Genomic DNA, 15,764 nt, shown 5'->3' on the forward strand with positions numbered 1-15,764 from the left:
GCAGATTACTCTTTCTCCAGCGCGATACGCCCAAGCCGACTTGGTGAAAGACGACATTGAGGCGTTCGCAGCCCTTTGGACTCTTCAGAGTCTGACCCCGATTACCTGCTGAAAGACACCCACTGAATCAGTGATCAACATCCCGGCCAGGTACACCATCAACACCGCCACACCCGCATCCAACCAGCGCCACACCACTGGCGCCTGGAACAGCCGCGTCAAACGCTGACATCCCAGCGCCAGTATCACAAACCACACCAACGACGCCGTCATCGCGCCGCTCGCGAACAGCGCTTGTTGGCCGGTGGGTTTGGCTGCGCCGATCGAGCCGATCAGCACGACGGTATCAAGCCAGGCGTAGGGATTGGCAAACCCGAGCACCAGTGCGGTGCGCAGCAAGCCTCGTTGCGAGTGACCGCCTTGCGTGTTGGGCATGGACTGGTTACGTAGGCACGCCAGCAAGCGTTGACCGCCAAACCAAAGCAAATACGCCGCACCGGACAGCAGCAACAGCGCCACCACACCCGGCCGACTTCCCAGCAATGAACCCAACCCTGCGACGCCAACAGCGATCAGTAGGACATCGGCGAGTACGCAGATAGCAACCACGGCCCAGATCGGACCCCGGCCCACACCTTGGCGGATGACCAAGGTGTCTTTCGGACCAGGCGCGGCGAACAGCCCCATGCCCAAAAGCAAGCCTTCGAGGTAAATAGCGTTGAAGTTTAGAAACATGGGATGTTCGAACCCGCTAGAATATTAGAGAAGTTGAATCGGTTGATTACCGAACTTGGTGTGCGGACGTTTATGGCACTATTTAAACTGATGGTTGCGAGCGGGAAAAATTTAGCAGCGTTTGAACAAAGGAAAATGAATCTTTAGTGGCCTGAGAGATTGCTGAATATCCATCAACAATTTTTTTGTAGTCCTGCAGCATGGCATCAGACATTTGCAGGATGCCGAAGCCTGATCGAACAATGGATTCACAGCACGTTTTTATTTGAGTCATCGCTATATCCAAAGATGATTGTAAAGGAATGCAACACACACAAGGTTCGCAAGCATGCGAGAAACCACGACACTGGATGTAGCCAACCCAAAAGGGACCTATCCATGTCCTTCACCACGTCGCTAGCAGGTCGCAAGTGTGCATCGCTCGATATACGTAGCGGCGAGCAGGTTGTCCTTTTTGGCGAACAACGTGACGACTATCACCAAGGACCGGAGATCAACACTCGAATATGAACATCAGAACACGCGATACGCTTCGAGCCTTGGTTATGCGACGCAGCCGAGAACTGGGAAAGCCCCTGACAGCCCTGGCCAAAGAAGCCGGCATTTCCCGAACCTACCTCTACGGATTGACCGGCGGAGCCTCACAAGATCCCTCAGTACGCACCCTGATCAAACTGGCCAAGGCGTTGCAGGTTTCGCCGCTGCTGTTATTCCGCTACTTCGCCGACCTGGCTGGCGCACCGGGCGATGCCTGTTCAATGGCAACCACTAATCGCGCCACCGGCCTGCGTGACCCCAGCGACATAGCTGTCTTCAACGCGGATGTCACCACCCCAGACCAGACCGTGGTGCTGCCCGGTGAGACGTTTCAGAAAACCTGGGAGATCCAGAACCTTGGCGCCCGCCCGTGGCGCGGTCGGAAATTGGTACGGGTCGACGGCGAATACGTAATCGCTCGCCGCAGCGCGTCCGGCGTTCCCTTGGAAGTGGTGATGGACACCCACCTGCGCAGCCTGAACAACGAAATCCCCATCGCCGACACCCTGCCCGGCCAGCCGGTACGTATCAGCGTGGAGTTCGGCGCCCCAAGGGAGACCTGCACACTCACGTCGATCTGGCGTATCGAAGATGAACAGGGCCAGCCTTGTTATGGACCCGCCTTCATCCTGCATGTAATCGTCAACGTCATGGCACGTTAAGGCCCGACGGGAGCCCCACAAATCTGTCCAAAACTCTGTGCCTGATGACGGGCGTCTATCAATGTAGACCGCAACGACATTTACACCTCCATAAAAATAAAACCTCGACTACTGTATTAAACCAACTAACCCCCTCTTCCTTATTACACAAAATCAAAAAAACACATTGCACGCCCCTTCAACTCATCCAAAAGTCTTAACTCCCTACTAATAGGTCGTGGTTTTGCAAACAGACGTTGACGCATTTATCCCGCCAGGAATAAGGAACTCCAAAGGGGCTGGCGGTTTATCTCAATGGCGCGCGGATCAATGAAGCGTTCGGCGATACCGTGAATTTCGACCTAATGCCCAGCGTGGCCATCGACCACGCTGATGCATGCCGGTTTCAATGTGAAGTTCTGAGTCGCTCAGCGTCTGAACCAATCCGGTACAGGCCCCACCGCATCCCCTACTTAACCTGCGCTTCCTCCAACAGCCAACGCGCAAATACCTGGATGGGCGCGCGGCTCAGTTCAAGCGGTTCGGGTAGCACGAGGCAAAAGGCCTTGGCGACATTCTTCTCTTGTGGCCATGGCGCGACCAGCCGGCCTTGCGCCAGTTCGGCTTCCACGTACAGGCGCGGTACGAGTGCCACGCCGAGCCCCGCCAGCGCGGCTTCGATCAGCATCGCATGCAAATCGTAACGCGCGCCCATCGCGGCGTTGCTCAGGACAATCCCGGTTTGCTGGGCGTAACGCTGCCAGGCATCCGGGTTCTGTCGTCGGTGTAATCGCGGCAATGAATCCAGAGCCGTTGCCTGCTTGCCCGGCTTCAGCAGGCCAGGGTGACAAACCGGAATTAACACTTCGTTCAACAGGCAGTGCGTCTGCATGCCTGTCCACGCCGGGTGCTCAAAATGGATGGCGGCATCGAAACCGCTGCCGGCGAGCACGAACGGTTCCATACGTTCCGAGAGGTGTACGCAGATATTCGGGTGTTGCTGGCCAAAGCCGGCCAACCGCGGAATTAGCCAGCGCAGGGCAAAGGTTGGGCTGACGGCGATATCCAGGCTGGCGCCGTCGCTGGGCTGGCCCATCAAATACTGGCTGTCCCTGTCGAGCCGGTCGAGTAGTTCGCGCACTTGGGCCGCGTAGCGCTCACCGTTGGGCAAGAGCCGCACGCGGTTGCCAACACGCTCGAATAACGTGACCCCCAGAAACGCCTCCAGACGGCCTATCTGCCGGCTGATGGCGCCTTCAGTCAGGGCCAACTCGTCTGCGGCACGGGCGAAACTGCCATGCCGGGCTGCGGCTTCATAGGCCATCAGGGCAGCGTTACTCGGGAGCTTTCGACGCATGGGCATTCCTGGTTCAAGTCAAGGCCTCCACCTTGATGTTTAATCACTGAAGAGTGCCGAAAAGTCGTTTTATGGCTCATTACCGTGTCACTAGCATGATGAAACATCAACCAACGAAGTGACATGATGATTTATACAGTCGAATGCAACTACGCTGACCCCGCCAGCGAAGCTGAGTGGAATGCGTTTTACAGCCTGGAAAAACTGCCAGCGCTGATCTCGGTGAGCGGATTCAGCTCCTCGCAGCGGTTCAAAGCCTTGAGCGGCGATTGCCCGGCCTACCTAGGCCCTGCACTCAGTCGACACGCTTGCCGTGTTGCAGAGCGACGAGTACCGCCAAAAAGGGGGAGGCAATTTTGCCCGTTGGCAGTCGCACATCACTGATTGGAAGCGCAACCTCTATGCCGGGCTGGACCGGGCAGTTGGCGTAGGCGTGGACGAATTCCTGTTGGTCAGTGAACAAGGCCCTCAAGTACTGATTGGATTAGGCCTTACACCTGTAGCGCTGCACGCGGTTGCGTTGGACAAGAACCCTGCACACCGTTGGCTGGCCAAACTGGGTTGCACTCAAGCAAGGGCCAGCGATCTGCAGGGGCTGAAGGTATATAGCGCAATGACCATGCAGTTACTGTCATGAGCCACGCGGACATAAATCACTGGAGGCTTGCCGGCCGGCACAGGATTGGAATCCATATTTAAGCGCCGAAGCATAATCGTTCTAACAGTGGTCTGAATCGCCCCTGATTTACTGGTCGAATCTGACGGACTGCTTTTAGCCGATTTCTCCCGGTTTGGGGAACCATAGAAATGTGTCCGTTCTGCACAATCGAAAGCAGCCCCTCTCGGGCGGCCACTTCGGGTCGGTATCCCACCTATCGCTTGATCTAGGTTTTGCACGCGCCCGCCGCGTGGAGCTGATCCTGGAGCGCTGACGCGTGGGTCTTTTTTTTCCGACGCAGAACAGTGATCATCGCCCTCCCCACCAAAACCCGAGGAAGCGAGACCATGGAATTGACGCTGGAAGCGGTTGCGCTCTTCGCACTGAAACTGGTGTACGAGACCGACGGCGGCAGCCCGGTCTTGCGTGACGATCTGGTGATGGACGGGTACGAGCGGGAAGTGTTTGGGTTACTGGTACGGCAGCGGGATTTGGCTGCGATTCAACGCAAGATCGAGGAGTGCGTGGTGCAGGCGCTGGAGGCATTGGGCGGCGCCCACACGGTGCTGGGGCGGGAGTTGCGGCGGTTGGCGACTGACGTGCAAAACGTCCATCAACTCGACGCACTGCCCACGCCGCTAACCACCCTCAAGGACTATTTGAAAGACATCCTGTGAATCGCTGATCAGCGTGCCCGCCGCGGCCAAAAGCGCATGCCCGGTTAGCGCCGCCCTTCAACCGCCATCCGCACGGCCAAGCCCATCAGCACCGAGCCCATCAGCCAGCGCTGCACCACCTGCCAACCGGGCCGGGTGACGAAAAACACCGCGATGGAGCCCGCCATCATGGCAATCATTGCGTTGACGCTCACGCTGATGAAAATCTGCGTGAAGCCCAGCACCAGGGATTGCGTCAGCACACTGCCGTGGCCGTTCGGGTCGATGAACTGAGGCAGCAACGACAGGTACATCACCGCGACTTTAGGATTCAGCAGGTTGGTCACAAAGCCCATCATGAACAGCTTGCGCGGGCTATCCAGGGGCAGGTCCCGCACCTGAAAAGGCGAACGACCACCCGGTTTGACCGCCTGCCAGGCCAGGTAGACCAGGTACAACGCGCCGCCGAGCCGCAGCGCGTCATACGCCAAGGGAACCGCCATCACCAATGCGGTGATACCCAATGCCGCGCACAGCATGTAAACGATAAACCCCAACGCCACCCCGCCCAGGGAGATCATCCCGGCCATGCGTCCCTGGCAAATCGAGCGGGAAATGAGGTAAATCATGTTCGGCCCGGGCGTCAGCACCATGCCGAGTGAAATCAGCGCGTAGGCAAACAAGCTGGACATATCGGGCATTGTTTAGCTCCTGGATTTTTATTCTGCCGACGTGAAATCCTTCGCCGACGTTGCAGTGTCAGGCGCCATGGTAGGGCGTTGAAAAGCAGGGCGTTAGATACAGATCCACGAGCAAAACGTCATACACCGGCTGACGATTACCGACTCACTCACCCAGGACAGGCACATGATCGACTTCAACAACAAAGGCTTCTTCAAACTCAAGCAAAACAACGAATACGCCGAACGCGTTGCCGCCCTGCTGCTGGACGGCGAAGAAGTGATCGATGCCTACAAAGCCATGCGCGACGGCGTGGTCTTCACCACCAAGCGCATCATCGCGGTGAACGTGCAGGGGATTACCGGCAGCAAGAAGGACTTCACCTCGCTGCCGTACAAAAACATCGTGGCGTATTCGGTGGAAACCTCCGGGACGTTCGATCTGGATTCGGAGTTGGAGATTTACTTTTCGTCACTGGGGAAAGTGAAATTCGAGTTCACGGGGAAGACTTCGATTGTTGAAATCTCGCGGATCATTTCCAGGCACCTGCTGGCGTGATCAGCGGGCAGAAAAAGACCTTGGCGTTCCAAGGTCTCTTATTACTGCATGCGCGGCTGATTCAATGGATACGGGCCATGTGAGTTATACCCTGCAATCAAAACTGACAGGCAAGTAGGACCGTTCTGATTTTATCTGATCCCCCTCTTAAGCAGCAGAGCGTTTGCTATGGTCGCGAAAAAACGCAACGGAAATGCTGAATGCTGACGTTCTATACGCTATGGAAAAACCATCCGGAAATCTTCGGAGACGCCGCCCCGTGCCGAACCAATGGCGCGAAAAATTTCAGCGATCAATGCGCGATCAATCTAGGCGTGGCATTGCGCAGATCTGGTGCCGACCTAAGCAGATTAAGGGGGGTGCGCTATTGTTGGCAGCACCCCAAAAGTGAAGGTCACGTACTGGCCGCAGAGGAAATGGCCAAGGCATTAAGCAGCGCCAATATCCCTGGTATACAGCCCGTAAAGAAGGTAAAGCCTGAAGACTTTGAGGATATGTTGGTCGGGCAGCAAGGCATCATCTTCTTCAAAGATTTTTGGCGCAGGAGGAATGAGACGTTTGGCAATCGCAGTGGTGACCACATTGATTTATGGAATGGACGGCGATTAACGGATTGGCTGAGCTACCCGCGAATTCAGTTGGGGTTCTCGATCGAAGGGACGTTCTCGGATTATCACGACTCCAGGGAAATATGGTTTTGGAGGGTTATATGAAGGTATGTAAGGCGGTCGTGTTCGTGTTTTTGGTGGTTGCCGTCGCTGTTGGGGTGTTTAACGGTGTGGTGATGGCGGTGGCGGCGTACTTTGGGCCGTTTTATGAGGGGGATGCGGAGCAGACTCGGAACTTTGGGATTTGGTTGGTGGGGAACGGGGTCACTGTTGTGGGTGCGGTTGTGGGTGGGGTGGTTTGGTATTGCAGGTATTTGGGGCGGGGCTGATGCACCGCGCCCACATTTGAGGGGATGTCCTTATCGGTGTAAGGGCTTCAGAACGACGCAGGTTTTATGTGGGAGTTGTCGAGCCCCAGCGAGGCTGCGATGCAGGCGCTGCGGTCTGGCAGGTGTCACGCGGTGATCCCATCGCAGCCTCGCTGGGGCTCGACAACTCCCACATGGGGTCAGGCGATCACTCAGGTTGAAACGTCGCCAGGTAGGCCAGGATGTTGTCGATCTTTTCCTGATCGCTGATACCCCAGAAGATCATGCGCGTGCCGCTCACCACCTTCTTCGGCGCCTCGATATAGGCCGCGAGTTTTTCCCGGGTCCAGACCACCCCGGAGTTTTTCATCGCATCTGAATACTGATAGTCGGGAGTGGTGCCGGCTGGCCTGCCGATGATGCCGTTGAGTTCGGGGCCAAAGCCGCCGCGCGCGCCCTCGCCGATGCTATGGCAGCCGCCGCAGGTTTTGGCGAAGAGCTTGCCACCCGCTTCGGCATCGCCGGCGGCGCAGGCTGCGCCGGTGTTGAGGATCAGGACGAAGGTCAGTAACGCGCGGTATTTCATAAGGGCTCCACATCGGGTGATACGGGTAATTATGCCGGTTTGTCAGGAACGCATGCCCATCCAGATCACCGCTTCGGTCCACGCTGTCACCACCGGCGCCAGCGCCCTGAACCACGGGTCGTCCCGCTCGATCTGCGCGGCCGAGTGATCATGGTGGTGCTGTTCCTCCTCGACGATCGAGGCAATCGCGGCCACGGCCAGCGGGTCGATGTCACGCAATGTGTGGAGTTGATGGGCCAGGTGCCTGAGGACCACACTCTCGACCGCAACCGTGGTGGCAACAATCGCTTTGCGGCCGCACAGGCCGGTGATCAGCCCCAGTACCAGGCCGCCGAGACCGCATAGCCAGTAACTGCGACAGCGGCGGTAACCCCGTCGTCGCAATTCGGCCTCAAGCAAGCGGACCGGAGGTGGGTGGAAAAGCGCCGGTATCGTGCAGCAGCACCCGGCAAAGGCGCAACCTAGACGCGCAAAACGACCATCCATCGCTCAGCGCATATCGGATCGAACCTAATCCGCTCCGCCCCACTCCACCCTACTGAACCCTGATGGTGGAGTAAGGATCATGGCTCAGCCATCGATTTTAGTGCTGGAAGACGACGAAATCATTCGCGCGTTAATGGTGGATGTACTGGAGGACTTCGGCGCACATGTCACCTCGTTTCCTTCGGCGGATGAAGGCATGATCTACCTGGAGCGGGCCGATGACCCGGTGGACCTGATTGTGAGTGATATCCAGATGCCTGGTTTACTCAACGGCTATGACCTGAGTCGAGTGGTGGCCCATCGCTGGCCGTCGGTGCCGGTGCTGCTGACGTCCGGTAACACCGGGCTGGCGGCGCAGCTGGGGGGATCGGTACGCTTCCTGCCCAAGCCGTGGAGCACCGAACATCTGCTCGAATGCGTACAAACCGCACTGACCCGGCAGGGCGCGTCGATGCATTGATAGCGTCGCGATTCACTTTGCTCAACGTCACGACAGGCTGGCAGTGGGCTCCGATTTACGGTGCCCACGGTGAATGACGATTCCCACTCCTGGGTAGTCTCGTTTTGACTCAATAGGTTTATAGCGACTGCCTTCTTACCCGCTGTAAGTTCGGTTCGCGTCGACAGTGTTCGCCGCAAACCGAACTTACAGAGGAAACCGTGATGAATATTTTCTACAGCCATCTGAACTTCGAAAATTCGTTTCTGCCGACCTACTTGAACACACAGGTAGACCACCACTCCCCCTCAAAAACGCCCCCTCAGGGAGCGGCCATTGGCGTCAATGGCGAGCAGTCGCCTAAAAAAGACCGCCCCGTGAGCGGGCTGGACAGCCTGGGTCGGGGAAACATCATCTGAGGCGCCCAACCAGAGGCTGCCGACCTGCAGCCTCTTCCTTCTTTCGATCCGCCCGGCCTTAACACAATACTGACATCCGCCGGGTTAACCTTCGCTACCCCCTTGCACAGAGCTTTCAACCCTATGCCTCACGCCGGCACCTTGCCCGACGTCCTCGCCGGCCCGCTGCTGCGGCGCCTTGAACCGCAGCGCCTGGTAATGTGGCTGGTGGGGACGCGGCAACTGCCTTTGACCCTCAGGCTGCACGTCGCCGAACAGAGCCGCGACATCGTGCTGGACCAAGGCCAGTGCCAAATCGTGCCGGTGGGGCGCCAGGCCTTTATCCACTTGATCGACATCCCGTTGGACGAGGCCCTGCCCCAGGACGCGCTGATCGGCTATGACCTGCTGATCGACGGGCGCGGCATCGCCCACTGGGCAGCGCACCTGCTCTATTGCGACGCGCAATCGCCGAGTTTCGTGCTGCATAGCCGTATTCATCAACTGGTCCACGGCTCCTGCCGCAAGCCCCATCACCCGGCGGACGAAGGCTTGCTGTGCGTCGATCGCCTGCTGGCCGACGCCCAGACCGCGGCCCAACGCCCAGCATTGTTGATGATGAGCGGCGACCAGGTGTATGCCGACGATGTCGCCGGGCCGATGCTGCGGGCGATTCATGGGCTGATCGCGCGCCTGGGGCTGTTCGACGAATACCTGGATGGCGCCGTGGTGGACGACAGCGCCAGCCTCTACGGGCATCACGCCAGCTATTACCAGCGGGCCGAACTGCTCCCCGCGCTGGACAGCAACGAGACCTTGCGCGAGCGCTTCTTCGGCGGCGTGAAGAAGCCGATTTTCACCAGCAGCACCGCCGACAATCACCTGGTGACCTTCGCCGAAGTGATGGCCATGTATTTGTTGGTCTGGTCCCCCACTCCCTGGACGCTGATCGCGCCACAGCCGCCGCAACTGAGCGCCGACGCGCAACAGCGTTATGCCCGCGAACAGGTGCAGATCGATCGCTTCCGCAACGGCCTGCCCGGCGTCGCGCGGGTGTTTGCCCATCTGTCCACGCTGATGATCTTCGACGATCACGACATCACCGACGACTGGAACCTCAGCGCGCAGTGGGAAGAAACCGCCTACGGCCATCCGTTCTCCAAACGCATCATCGGTAACGCGCTGCTGGCTTACCTGCTGTGCCAAGGCTGGGGCAACCAGCCGCAGGTATTTGGCCCGCTGATCAACCAGACCCAGGCGCTTGTCGCCCAGGCACAGCACAACCACCTGAACGCGAGTGCGCAGGATCAACTGATCGACACGCTGCTGGCCTTCCAACAGTGGCATTACGTGCTGCCGACCACCCCCGCGCTGGTGGTGCTCGACACCCGCACCCGCCGCTGGCGCAGCGAATTCAACCTCAAGCAACCGTCCGGCCTGCTGGACTGGGAAGCCTTGAGCGAACTGCAACAAGCGCTGCTGGACCACCCGTCGGCAATCATCGTCTCCCCCGCGCCGATCTTTGGCGTCAAGCTGATCGAGACCGTGCAAAAAGTGTTCAGTTGGTGCGGCTACCCGCTGCTGGTCGACGCCGAGAACTGGATGGCGCATCGCGGCGCCGCCCAGGTGATCCTGAATATCTTCCGCCACTCCCGCACACCGGGTAACTACGTCATCCTCTCGGGCGACGTGCATTACTCGTTCGTCTACGAAGTGCTGATCCGCCATCGCAACGCCGGCCCCAAGCTCTGGCAGATCACCAGCAGCGGCATCAAGAACGAATTCCCACCGCGCCTGCTGGAATGGTTCGACCGCCTCAACCGCTGGCTCTACTCGCCGCGCTCCCCACTCAACTCGTTCACCCGCCGCCGCACCATGCAGGTGGTGCCGCATATCCCGGAACACGCCGAAGCCGGTGAACGCTTGTGGAACTCGGCGGGGATCGGCCAGGTATTTTTCAACGAACAAGGCCAGCCCGAGGCCATTTACCAGCACAACGCCAATGGGAAGGCACCGACGAGGATGCTGGCGCCGAAATAATGGCCTATCGCCACACTTCGGCAGCGGCACAGCCGTTCTATTCAAAGCGTGCAAGCCCCGTTGTACAGTAGCGCCAGCCACGGAGTATCGGCGTCAATTTGACCGGCCTTGGGGCCCACGCAGGAAGCGCGCACATGGACGATACATCCGGCAACAAACCGTCAACTGACCTCAATGCGGACATGTTGCATGCCGTCATTGAACTGGTCAGCGACGGGGTCTGGGACTGGAACGCGAATACGGGGTTCGTTTATCGCAACCCGGGCTGGTACGAAATGCTCGGTTACCCCCGCCACTCCCTGGAGAACAGCGTGTTCACCTGGGAGAACATCATCCACCCCGATGACTACCCCCGCGTGATGACGGTGTTCGATGACTACATCAACCGTCGCTCGCCCTATTACCAAACCGAATACCGTTGCCGCAAAGAAGACGGCAGCTACCTGTGGATCGAAGACCGCGGCTATGTGGTTGCGCGTAACCTCGACGGCTCGGTAGCGCGCATGGTCGGCGCCCATCGCGACATCAATACGCGCAAGTGCGCGATCGAACAGCTCGAACGGCGCAACCAATCCCTTGAAGCCTTGGTTGCCGAACGCACACGCGAGTTGTCGCGGGTCAACCAGCAACTGCAGTTGCAACTGGACGAGAACCGCTCCCTGGCCGAGCGTGACGCCCTGACCCGCGTGGCCAACCGTTATCGCCTGGAGAAAGTGCTGCTGGACGAATGCGAGCGCGCCCAACGCTTTCGCCTGCCGTTGGCCCTGGTCGCCATGGATATCGATGACTTCAAGCCGATCAATGATCGACACGGCCACGGCGTCGGCGACCAGACCCTGATGAGCGTCGTGGAGAGCCTGGAGGCCTGTGTGCGCCCCGGTGACTTGCTCGCGCGCTGGGGTGGCGATGAGTTCGTGGTGGTACTGCCCAAAAGCACCCTGGAGAGCGCAAAAAACCTGGCCGAGCGCATTCGCCAAAGCATGAGCGAAGTACCCACCGTGGGCGACTTCAAAATCACCCTGAGCCTGGGGGTGGTGGAGCGTCATGCGGGTGAAGCCCCCGCCGCCCTGATGGCGCGGGCCGATCAGGCGTTGTATCGCTCCAAGGCGGCGGGGAAAGACATCGTCTCGGAATGAATGCGCGGGTTTGTGGCCCCGAACGGCTGCTTGGCAAGCGCTCCTTCCGATTTGGAATGACCCGGCGACTTTATTTCGTTTGCGGCCCGGCCCGGCTCACGGCTTAGATAAAAAGACGCCCGCCACTGCCGAGTCCGAGATTCATGAGCCGCGAAACCATCAGCCAGTCGATTTCCATCGTCCACCCCATCAGCCTCAGCCACGGCAAGAACGCCGAAGTCTGGGACACCGCGGGCAAGCGCTACATCGACTTTGTCGGCGGCATCGGCGTGCTCAACCTCGGGCACTGCCACCCGGCGGTGGTCGAGGCGATTCGCCAGCAGGCGACCCAACTGACCCACTACGCCTTCAACGCCGCTCCGCACAGGCCTTACATCGAGCTGATGGATCGTCTGAGTGCATTTATCCCGGTGGACTACCCGGTCAGCGGGATGCTCACCAACAGCGGTGCGGAAGCCGCGGAAAACGCCCTGAAGATCGTGCGCGGCGCCACCGGCCGCTCCGCGGTGATCGCCTTCGACGGCGCCTTCCACGGCCGCACCCTCGCCACCCTCAACCTGAATGGCAAGGTCGCGCCCTACAAGCAAAAAGTCGGTGTCCTGCCGGGCCCGGTGTATCACCTGCCCTACCCCAGCGCCGATAACGGCGTGACCTGCGCCGAAGCGCTGAAGGCTATGGACCGCTTGTTCAGCGTGGAAATCGACGTCAACGATGTAGCCTGCTTCATCATTGAGCCGGTGCAGGGTGAAGGCGGCTTCCTCGCGCTGGATATCGCGTTCGCCCAGGCCCTCCGCCGCTTCTGCGATGAGAAAAACATCCTGCTGATCGCCGATGAAATTCAGTCCGGTTTCGGCCGCACCGGGCAACGTTTTGCCTTCTCGCGCCTGGGCATAACGCCGGACTTGATCCTGCTCGGCAAAAGCATCGCCGGCGGTGTGCCGTTGGGTGCTGTGGTGGGGCGCAAGGCGTTACTCGACAACCTGCCCAAAGGCGGGCTGGGCGGCACATATTCGGGCAATCCCATCGCCTGCGCGGCGGCGTTGGCCACCCTGGAGGTGATGACGGATGCACAGTTGCAGACCTGGGGCGCGCGACAGGAAGAGGCCATCCTGCGCCGCTACGAAACCTGGCGCGCGCAACGCCTGTCGCCTTACCTGGGCCGACTGACCGGCGTCGGCGCCATGCGTGGCATCGAGTTGGCCCACGCCGACGGCACGCCCGCGCCCCAGCAACTGAGCCAGTTGCTGAGCCTGGCGCGGGACGCCGGCTTGCTGCTGATGCCCAGCGGCAAGTCGCGGCACATCGTCCGCTTACTGGCACCGCTGACCATTGAGCCGGCGGTGTTGGAGGAAGGCCTGGACATCCTCCAGGCGTGCCTCAAGCAACTGGACTAGTAACGCGCATCCACCGGCTTGCCGCCGTTGGGCCAGTCTTTGACCTTGTCCGGGAAGTCCGGGCGAGGTTGCCCCGAGAAATACGCCGCGACGTCCACCGCTTCCTGGTCGGACAAACCGCCCTGGCCCAACGGGAACTGCTCGTGGAAGCCGATCGGCATGTTGCGTTTGACGAACGCCGCCGCCGTGTAGGTGCGTGCCATGCCGGCGCCGATATTGAACGACTGGTCGCCCCACAGCGGCGGGTACACCCGCTCGCCGTCGGCACGCGCCAGGCCCTCACCGTTGTCACCATGGCACACCGCGCATTGCTTGGCGTAGACCGCCTTGCCATTGGCCAGGTCCGGTTTGATCGCCGGGTCGACCTTGCCTACACCGCGCCCGGCCACCTTGTCTTCGGGGCGGGTGTTGTTCTTCATCCAGTCGAAGTACGCGACCATCGCCTGCATATCCGCCGATTGCGGCGGCAACGGTTTGCCGTTCATCGAGCGCCGGAAGCAGCCGTTGATGCGTTCTTCCAGGCTCACCACCTTGCCCGCGCGCGGTGCATAGCTGGGGAAGAAGGCCGACACGCCGACGAAGGGCGAACCGTCCGCCACGGTGCCGGCGTTGAGGTGGCAACTGGTGCAATTGAGCGCGTTGCCGACGTTGTCGGGCAGCAATGCCTTGGTTTGCAGGTGCAGGCGCATGCCGCGCACCACCTGGTCGGCGTTCGGCGCCGCGAGCAGGTCGGCCAGGCGCGGGGTTTCGAAAGTGGAGGAGTCGGTCGTGGCCGGGTTGAGCTGATCGCGCAATGTCTTGACCTGCGCGGCGCTGATCGACGTGCCCTGGTTGCCCCAGCGCGTGCGAACGAAACTGAGGATTTCAGCGACCTCCTGGTCCGCCAGCCGGGCAAACCCGGGCATGGTGTAGACCCGTGGGTGAGTGGCCGTTTGTGCGGTCTCCCAACCGGTGAGGGTGATGTGCAGCAGGGATGTCGGGTCGTTCGAGACGATGCTCGGGTTGCCGGCCAACGGCGGGAACAAGCCTTTCACCCCCGCGCCATCACTGCGGTGGCAGTCGCTGCAGAACTGCATATAACCCAGGCCGCCACGGCTGGTGAACAGGTCGGCGGGCGGCGCGGCCAGTGCGCGGGCCACCGACGGCATCGGCAGATCGTCCGGGCCGGGCGGCAGGGATTTCAGATAGCGGGCAATCGCGGTCAGGTCGTCGTCGCTGAAATGCTGGGTGCTGTGGTGAATCACATCGGCCATGTTGCCGGCGACGGTGGCAAAACGGTTCTGCCCGGTCTTGAGCAGTTGCACGGTGTCTTCCACGGTCCACAGGTTGCGCAGGCTCAGGGCGCGCCAATGCTCGACGGTTTCGCCGGCCAGGTAATGCTGGCCGCCGCGCCCGTCGTCGCTCATGGCCTTTTCCTGGAAGGCGATGCCCCGCGGGGTATGACAGGAGCCGCAGTGGCCCAGGCCCTGGACCAGATACGCGCCACGGTTGAGCTGCGCGTCACGGCCGGGGTCGGGCTGGAACGCTTGCTTGTCGAGAAAGGCGAAGTTCCACAAGGCCAGGCCCCAGCGCTGGTTGAACGGGAAGCCCATGTCCGCCTCGAGGTTGGCCTGCCGCACGGGTTCCACGCCTTGCATCAGGTAGGCGTACAAGGCGCGCATGTCCTCCTCGCTCATCTTGGCGTAGGACGGATACGGCATCGCCGGGTACAGGTTCATACCCGCAGGTGTGACACCTTCACGCATGACCCGGTCGAACTGTTCGAAGCTGTAGGCGCCAATACCGGTCTCGCGGTCCGGCGTGATATTGCTCGAATAGATCGTGCCCATCGGCGTGCTCAGCTCCAGCCCGCCGGCCATCGCGTTGCCTGGCTTGGCGGTGTGGCAGGCAATGCAGTCGCCCAATTGCGCGACATATTTGCCGTGTTCGATCAGTGCGGTATCGGCGGAATTGGCGTGCAGGGGTAGCGTCAGACCAAACGTCGCTCCCAGCAAGGCCAGGCGTGACAGAGAAAGCGCCATTGCATTAGTCCTTTAATGACCTCGCGTGGGGAAGCCCCCTCGGCGCAGGTCCGTTGTCGTTTTTATGGGTTCATCAGACCTTTGTGTTGTAACGGGTTTAGCGCTGCGGGGTTTTGATGTGGGTCAGGCTCAAACCGTAAGGGTGCCACCCATTGACCGTTGATAAGGAACCCCTTGAACACATGTACGTATTTCTGGACGTTTCGTACCATCAAGCGAGGACATACCCATGGAAACAATCAACTACACCAATGCCCGTGCCCATCTCTCCGAGACAATGGATCGGGTCAATGACGATCACATCCCGTTGCTGCTCACCCGGCAAAAAGGTGAGCCCGTGGTGATGATCTCGCTATCGGAATTCAATGCCCTTGAAGAGACGGCCCCGAACCACTCAAATACAACCTCAGTGGCTTCTGGTCTCGGCGAATCACCGCCGAACATCGCTTGGTCTATGGCATAGAGGATGATGAGACTCAGGTCTTGATGTGTCGTTATCACTATTAACGGGGAATACCTGTTGAA

At 59.8% G+C, this 15,764-nt stretch carries 18 protein-coding genes; 12 read left to right on the forward strand and 6 right to left on the reverse strand.

All coding sequences use genetic code 11. The annotated features are described in order from the left end of the window. Positions 1-84 precede the first annotated feature (84 nt). A complete protein-coding gene (locus RGV59_RS00060) occupies positions 85-735 on the reverse strand; it encodes a LysE/ArgO family amino acid transporter (protein WP_126585460.1) in 651 nt (216 codons plus the stop codon). Between the two features lie 545 nt (positions 736-1,280). Here RGV59_RS00060 and RGV59_RS00065 point away from each other — a divergent pair. Further along, positions 1,281-1,934 (forward strand): NBR1-Ig-like domain-containing protein, encoded by a 654-nt coding sequence (locus tag RGV59_RS00065; RefSeq protein ID WP_232565975.1) that lies wholly within the window; start codon positions 1,281-1,283, stop codon positions 1,932-1,934. Between the two features lie 448 nt (positions 1,935-2,382). On the opposite strand, the gene RGV59_RS00070 is transcribed toward RGV59_RS00065, so the two are convergent. After that, positions 2,383-3,270, reverse strand: coding sequence for a LysR substrate-binding domain-containing protein (locus tag RGV59_RS00070; RefSeq protein ID WP_126586635.1), 888 nt, complete (start codon positions 3,268-3,270; stop codon positions 2,383-2,385). Positions 3,271-3,583: 313 nt separating this feature from the next. Here RGV59_RS00070 and RGV59_RS00075 point away from each other — a divergent pair, with 313 nt between their 5' ends. Together RGV59_RS00075 and RGV59_RS00080 are read left to right on the forward strand one after the other, a co-directional pair. Next, positions 3,584-3,907 carry a hypothetical protein gene (locus RGV59_RS00075; RefSeq protein WP_260473894.1) on the forward strand — a complete coding sequence of 108 codons (324 nt, stop codon included), beginning with the start codon at positions 3,584-3,586 and terminating at the stop codon, positions 3,905-3,907. 368 nt (positions 3,908-4,275) lie between these two features. Further along, a complete protein-coding gene (locus RGV59_RS00080) occupies positions 4,276-4,605 on the forward strand; it encodes a hypothetical protein (RefSeq protein WP_017846741.1) in 330 nt (109 codons plus the stop codon). 44 nt (positions 4,606-4,649) lie between these two features. Here the strand turns inward: RGV59_RS00080 and RGV59_RS00085 are convergent, their stop codons facing one another. Further along, on the reverse strand, positions 4,650-5,285 hold the full coding sequence (locus RGV59_RS00085) for a LysE family translocator (protein ID WP_102617294.1): 636 nt from the start codon (positions 5,283-5,285) through the stop codon (positions 4,650-4,652). 166 nt (positions 5,286-5,451) lie between these two features. Here RGV59_RS00085 and RGV59_RS00090 point away from each other — a divergent pair, with 166 nt between their 5' ends. Beyond that, positions 5,452-5,823, forward strand: coding sequence for a PH domain-containing protein (locus RGV59_RS00090; RefSeq protein ID WP_102617293.1), 372 nt, complete (start codon positions 5,452-5,454; stop codon positions 5,821-5,823). A gap of 200 nt (positions 5,824-6,023) precedes the next feature. Continuing rightward, complete coding sequence (locus RGV59_RS00095; RefSeq protein ID WP_079444668.1) at positions 6,024-6,536, forward strand: type VI secretion system amidase effector protein Tae4; 513 nt, start codon at positions 6,024-6,026, stop codon at positions 6,534-6,536. A gap of 411 nt (positions 6,537-6,947) precedes the next feature. Here the strand turns inward: RGV59_RS00095 and RGV59_RS00100 are convergent, their stop codons facing one another. After that, positions 6,948-7,325, reverse strand: coding sequence for a c-type cytochrome (locus RGV59_RS00100; protein ID WP_017846737.1), 378 nt, complete (start codon positions 7,323-7,325; stop codon positions 6,948-6,950). Between the two features lie 42 nt (positions 7,326-7,367). Continuing rightward, entirely contained in the window at positions 7,368-7,709 is a 342-nt protein-coding gene (locus RGV59_RS00105) for a demethoxyubiquinone hydroxylase family protein (RefSeq protein WP_231589867.1), read from the reverse strand. Between the two features lie 181 nt (positions 7,710-7,890). On the opposite strand from RGV59_RS00105, the gene RGV59_RS00110 reads away from it, so the two are divergent. From RGV59_RS00110 to RGV59_RS00130, 5 genes are all read left to right on the forward strand, one after another. Continuing rightward, positions 7,891-8,271, forward strand: a complete 381-nt coding sequence (locus RGV59_RS00110) for a response regulator (protein WP_017846735.1) — start codon at positions 7,891-7,893, stop codon at positions 8,269-8,271. A gap of 203 nt (positions 8,272-8,474) precedes the next feature. Further along, positions 8,475-8,669 carry a hypothetical protein gene (locus RGV59_RS00115; protein ID WP_017846734.1) on the forward strand — a complete coding sequence of 65 codons (195 nt, stop codon included), beginning with the start codon at positions 8,475-8,477 and terminating at the stop codon, positions 8,667-8,669. A 123-nt stretch (positions 8,670-8,792) separates the two neighbouring features. Continuing rightward, positions 8,793-10,688: an alkaline phosphatase D family protein gene (locus RGV59_RS00120; RefSeq protein ID WP_126586639.1), complete on the forward strand. Its 1,896-nt coding sequence runs from the start codon at positions 8,793-8,795 to the stop codon at positions 10,686-10,688. A 134-nt stretch (positions 10,689-10,822) separates the two neighbouring features. Further along, positions 10,823-11,824 (forward strand): diguanylate cyclase domain-containing protein, encoded by a 1,002-nt coding sequence (locus RGV59_RS00125; protein ID WP_102618909.1) that lies wholly within the window; start codon positions 10,823-10,825, stop codon positions 11,822-11,824. A 143-nt stretch (positions 11,825-11,967) separates the two neighbouring features. After that, positions 11,968-13,218 (forward strand): aspartate aminotransferase family protein, encoded by a 1,251-nt coding sequence (locus RGV59_RS00130; protein ID WP_126586641.1) that lies wholly within the window; start codon positions 11,968-11,970, stop codon positions 13,216-13,218. On the opposite strand, the gene RGV59_RS00135 is transcribed toward RGV59_RS00130, so the two are convergent. Next, the gene (locus RGV59_RS00135) at positions 13,215-15,239 is read right to left on the reverse strand and encodes a c-type cytochrome (protein ID WP_126586643.1); all 2,025 of its coding nucleotides are present in this window, start codon (positions 15,237-15,239) and stop codon (positions 13,215-13,217) included. The genes RGV59_RS00130 and RGV59_RS00135 overlap by 4 nt on opposite strands. A gap of 229 nt (positions 15,240-15,468) precedes the next feature. Here RGV59_RS00135 and RGV59_RS00140 point away from each other — a divergent pair, with 229 nt between their 5' ends. Next, positions 15,469-15,702 (forward strand): type II toxin-antitoxin system Phd/YefM family antitoxin, encoded by a 234-nt coding sequence (locus RGV59_RS00140; RefSeq protein ID WP_227778728.1) that lies wholly within the window; start codon positions 15,469-15,471, stop codon positions 15,700-15,702. Then, positions 15,669-15,746 carry a type II toxin-antitoxin system YoeB family toxin gene (locus RGV59_RS00145; protein ID WP_141123716.1) on the forward strand — a complete coding sequence of 26 codons (78 nt, stop codon included), beginning with the start codon at positions 15,669-15,671 and terminating at the stop codon, positions 15,744-15,746. The genes RGV59_RS00140 and RGV59_RS00145 overlap by 34 nt, the downstream gene beginning before the upstream one ends. Positions 15,747-15,764: the final 18 nt, after the last annotated feature.

Origin of the sequence: Pseudomonas sp. FG1 (assembly GCF_034313875.1) — a bacterium.
GTDB classification, from domain to species: domain Bacteria; phylum Pseudomonadota; class Gammaproteobacteria; order Pseudomonadales; family Pseudomonadaceae; genus Aquipseudomonas; species Aquipseudomonas veronii.

Excerpts from the sequence above, each read along its gene's own strand:
- RGV59_RS00060 (WP_126585460.1), bottom strand. The coding sequence starts at position 735 with ATGTTTCTAAACTTCAACGCTATTTACCTCGAAGGCTTGCTTTTGGGC.
- RGV59_RS00065 (WP_232565975.1), top strand. The coding sequence starts at position 1,281 with ATGCGACGCAGCCGAGAACTGGGAAAGCCCCTGACAGCCCTGGCCAAA.
- RGV59_RS00070 (WP_126586635.1), bottom strand. The coding sequence starts at position 3,270 with ATGCGTCGAAAGCTCCCGAGTAACGCTGCCCTGATGGCCTATGAAGCC.
- RGV59_RS00080 (WP_017846741.1), top strand. The coding sequence starts at position 4,276 with ATGGAATTGACGCTGGAAGCGGTTGCGCTCTTCGCACTGAAACTGGTG.
- RGV59_RS00085 (WP_102617294.1), bottom strand. The coding sequence starts at position 5,285 with ATGCCCGATATGTCCAGCTTGTTTGCCTACGCGCTGATTTCACTCGGC.
- RGV59_RS00090 (WP_102617293.1), top strand. The coding sequence starts at position 5,452 with ATGATCGACTTCAACAACAAAGGCTTCTTCAAACTCAAGCAAAACAAC.
- RGV59_RS00095 (WP_079444668.1), top strand. The coding sequence starts at position 6,024 with ATGCTGACGTTCTATACGCTATGGAAAAACCATCCGGAAATCTTCGGA.
- RGV59_RS00100 (WP_017846737.1), bottom strand. The coding sequence starts at position 7,325 with ATGAAATACCGCGCGTTACTGACCTTCGTCCTGATCCTCAACACCGGC.
- RGV59_RS00110 (WP_017846735.1), top strand. The coding sequence starts at position 7,891 with ATGGCTCAGCCATCGATTTTAGTGCTGGAAGACGACGAAATCATTCGC.
- RGV59_RS00115 (WP_017846734.1), top strand. The coding sequence starts at position 8,475 with ATGAATATTTTCTACAGCCATCTGAACTTCGAAAATTCGTTTCTGCCG.
- RGV59_RS00120 (WP_126586639.1), top strand. The coding sequence starts at position 8,793 with ATGCCTCACGCCGGCACCTTGCCCGACGTCCTCGCCGGCCCGCTGCTG.
- RGV59_RS00125 (WP_102618909.1), top strand. The coding sequence starts at position 10,823 with ATGGACGATACATCCGGCAACAAACCGTCAACTGACCTCAATGCGGAC.
- RGV59_RS00130 (WP_126586641.1), top strand. The coding sequence starts at position 11,968 with ATGAGCCGCGAAACCATCAGCCAGTCGATTTCCATCGTCCACCCCATC.
- RGV59_RS00135 (WP_126586643.1), bottom strand. The coding sequence starts at position 15,239 with ATGGCGCTTTCTCTGTCACGCCTGGCCTTGCTGGGAGCGACGTTTGGT.
- RGV59_RS00140 (WP_227778728.1), top strand. The coding sequence starts at position 15,469 with ATGGAAACAATCAACTACACCAATGCCCGTGCCCATCTCTCCGAGACA.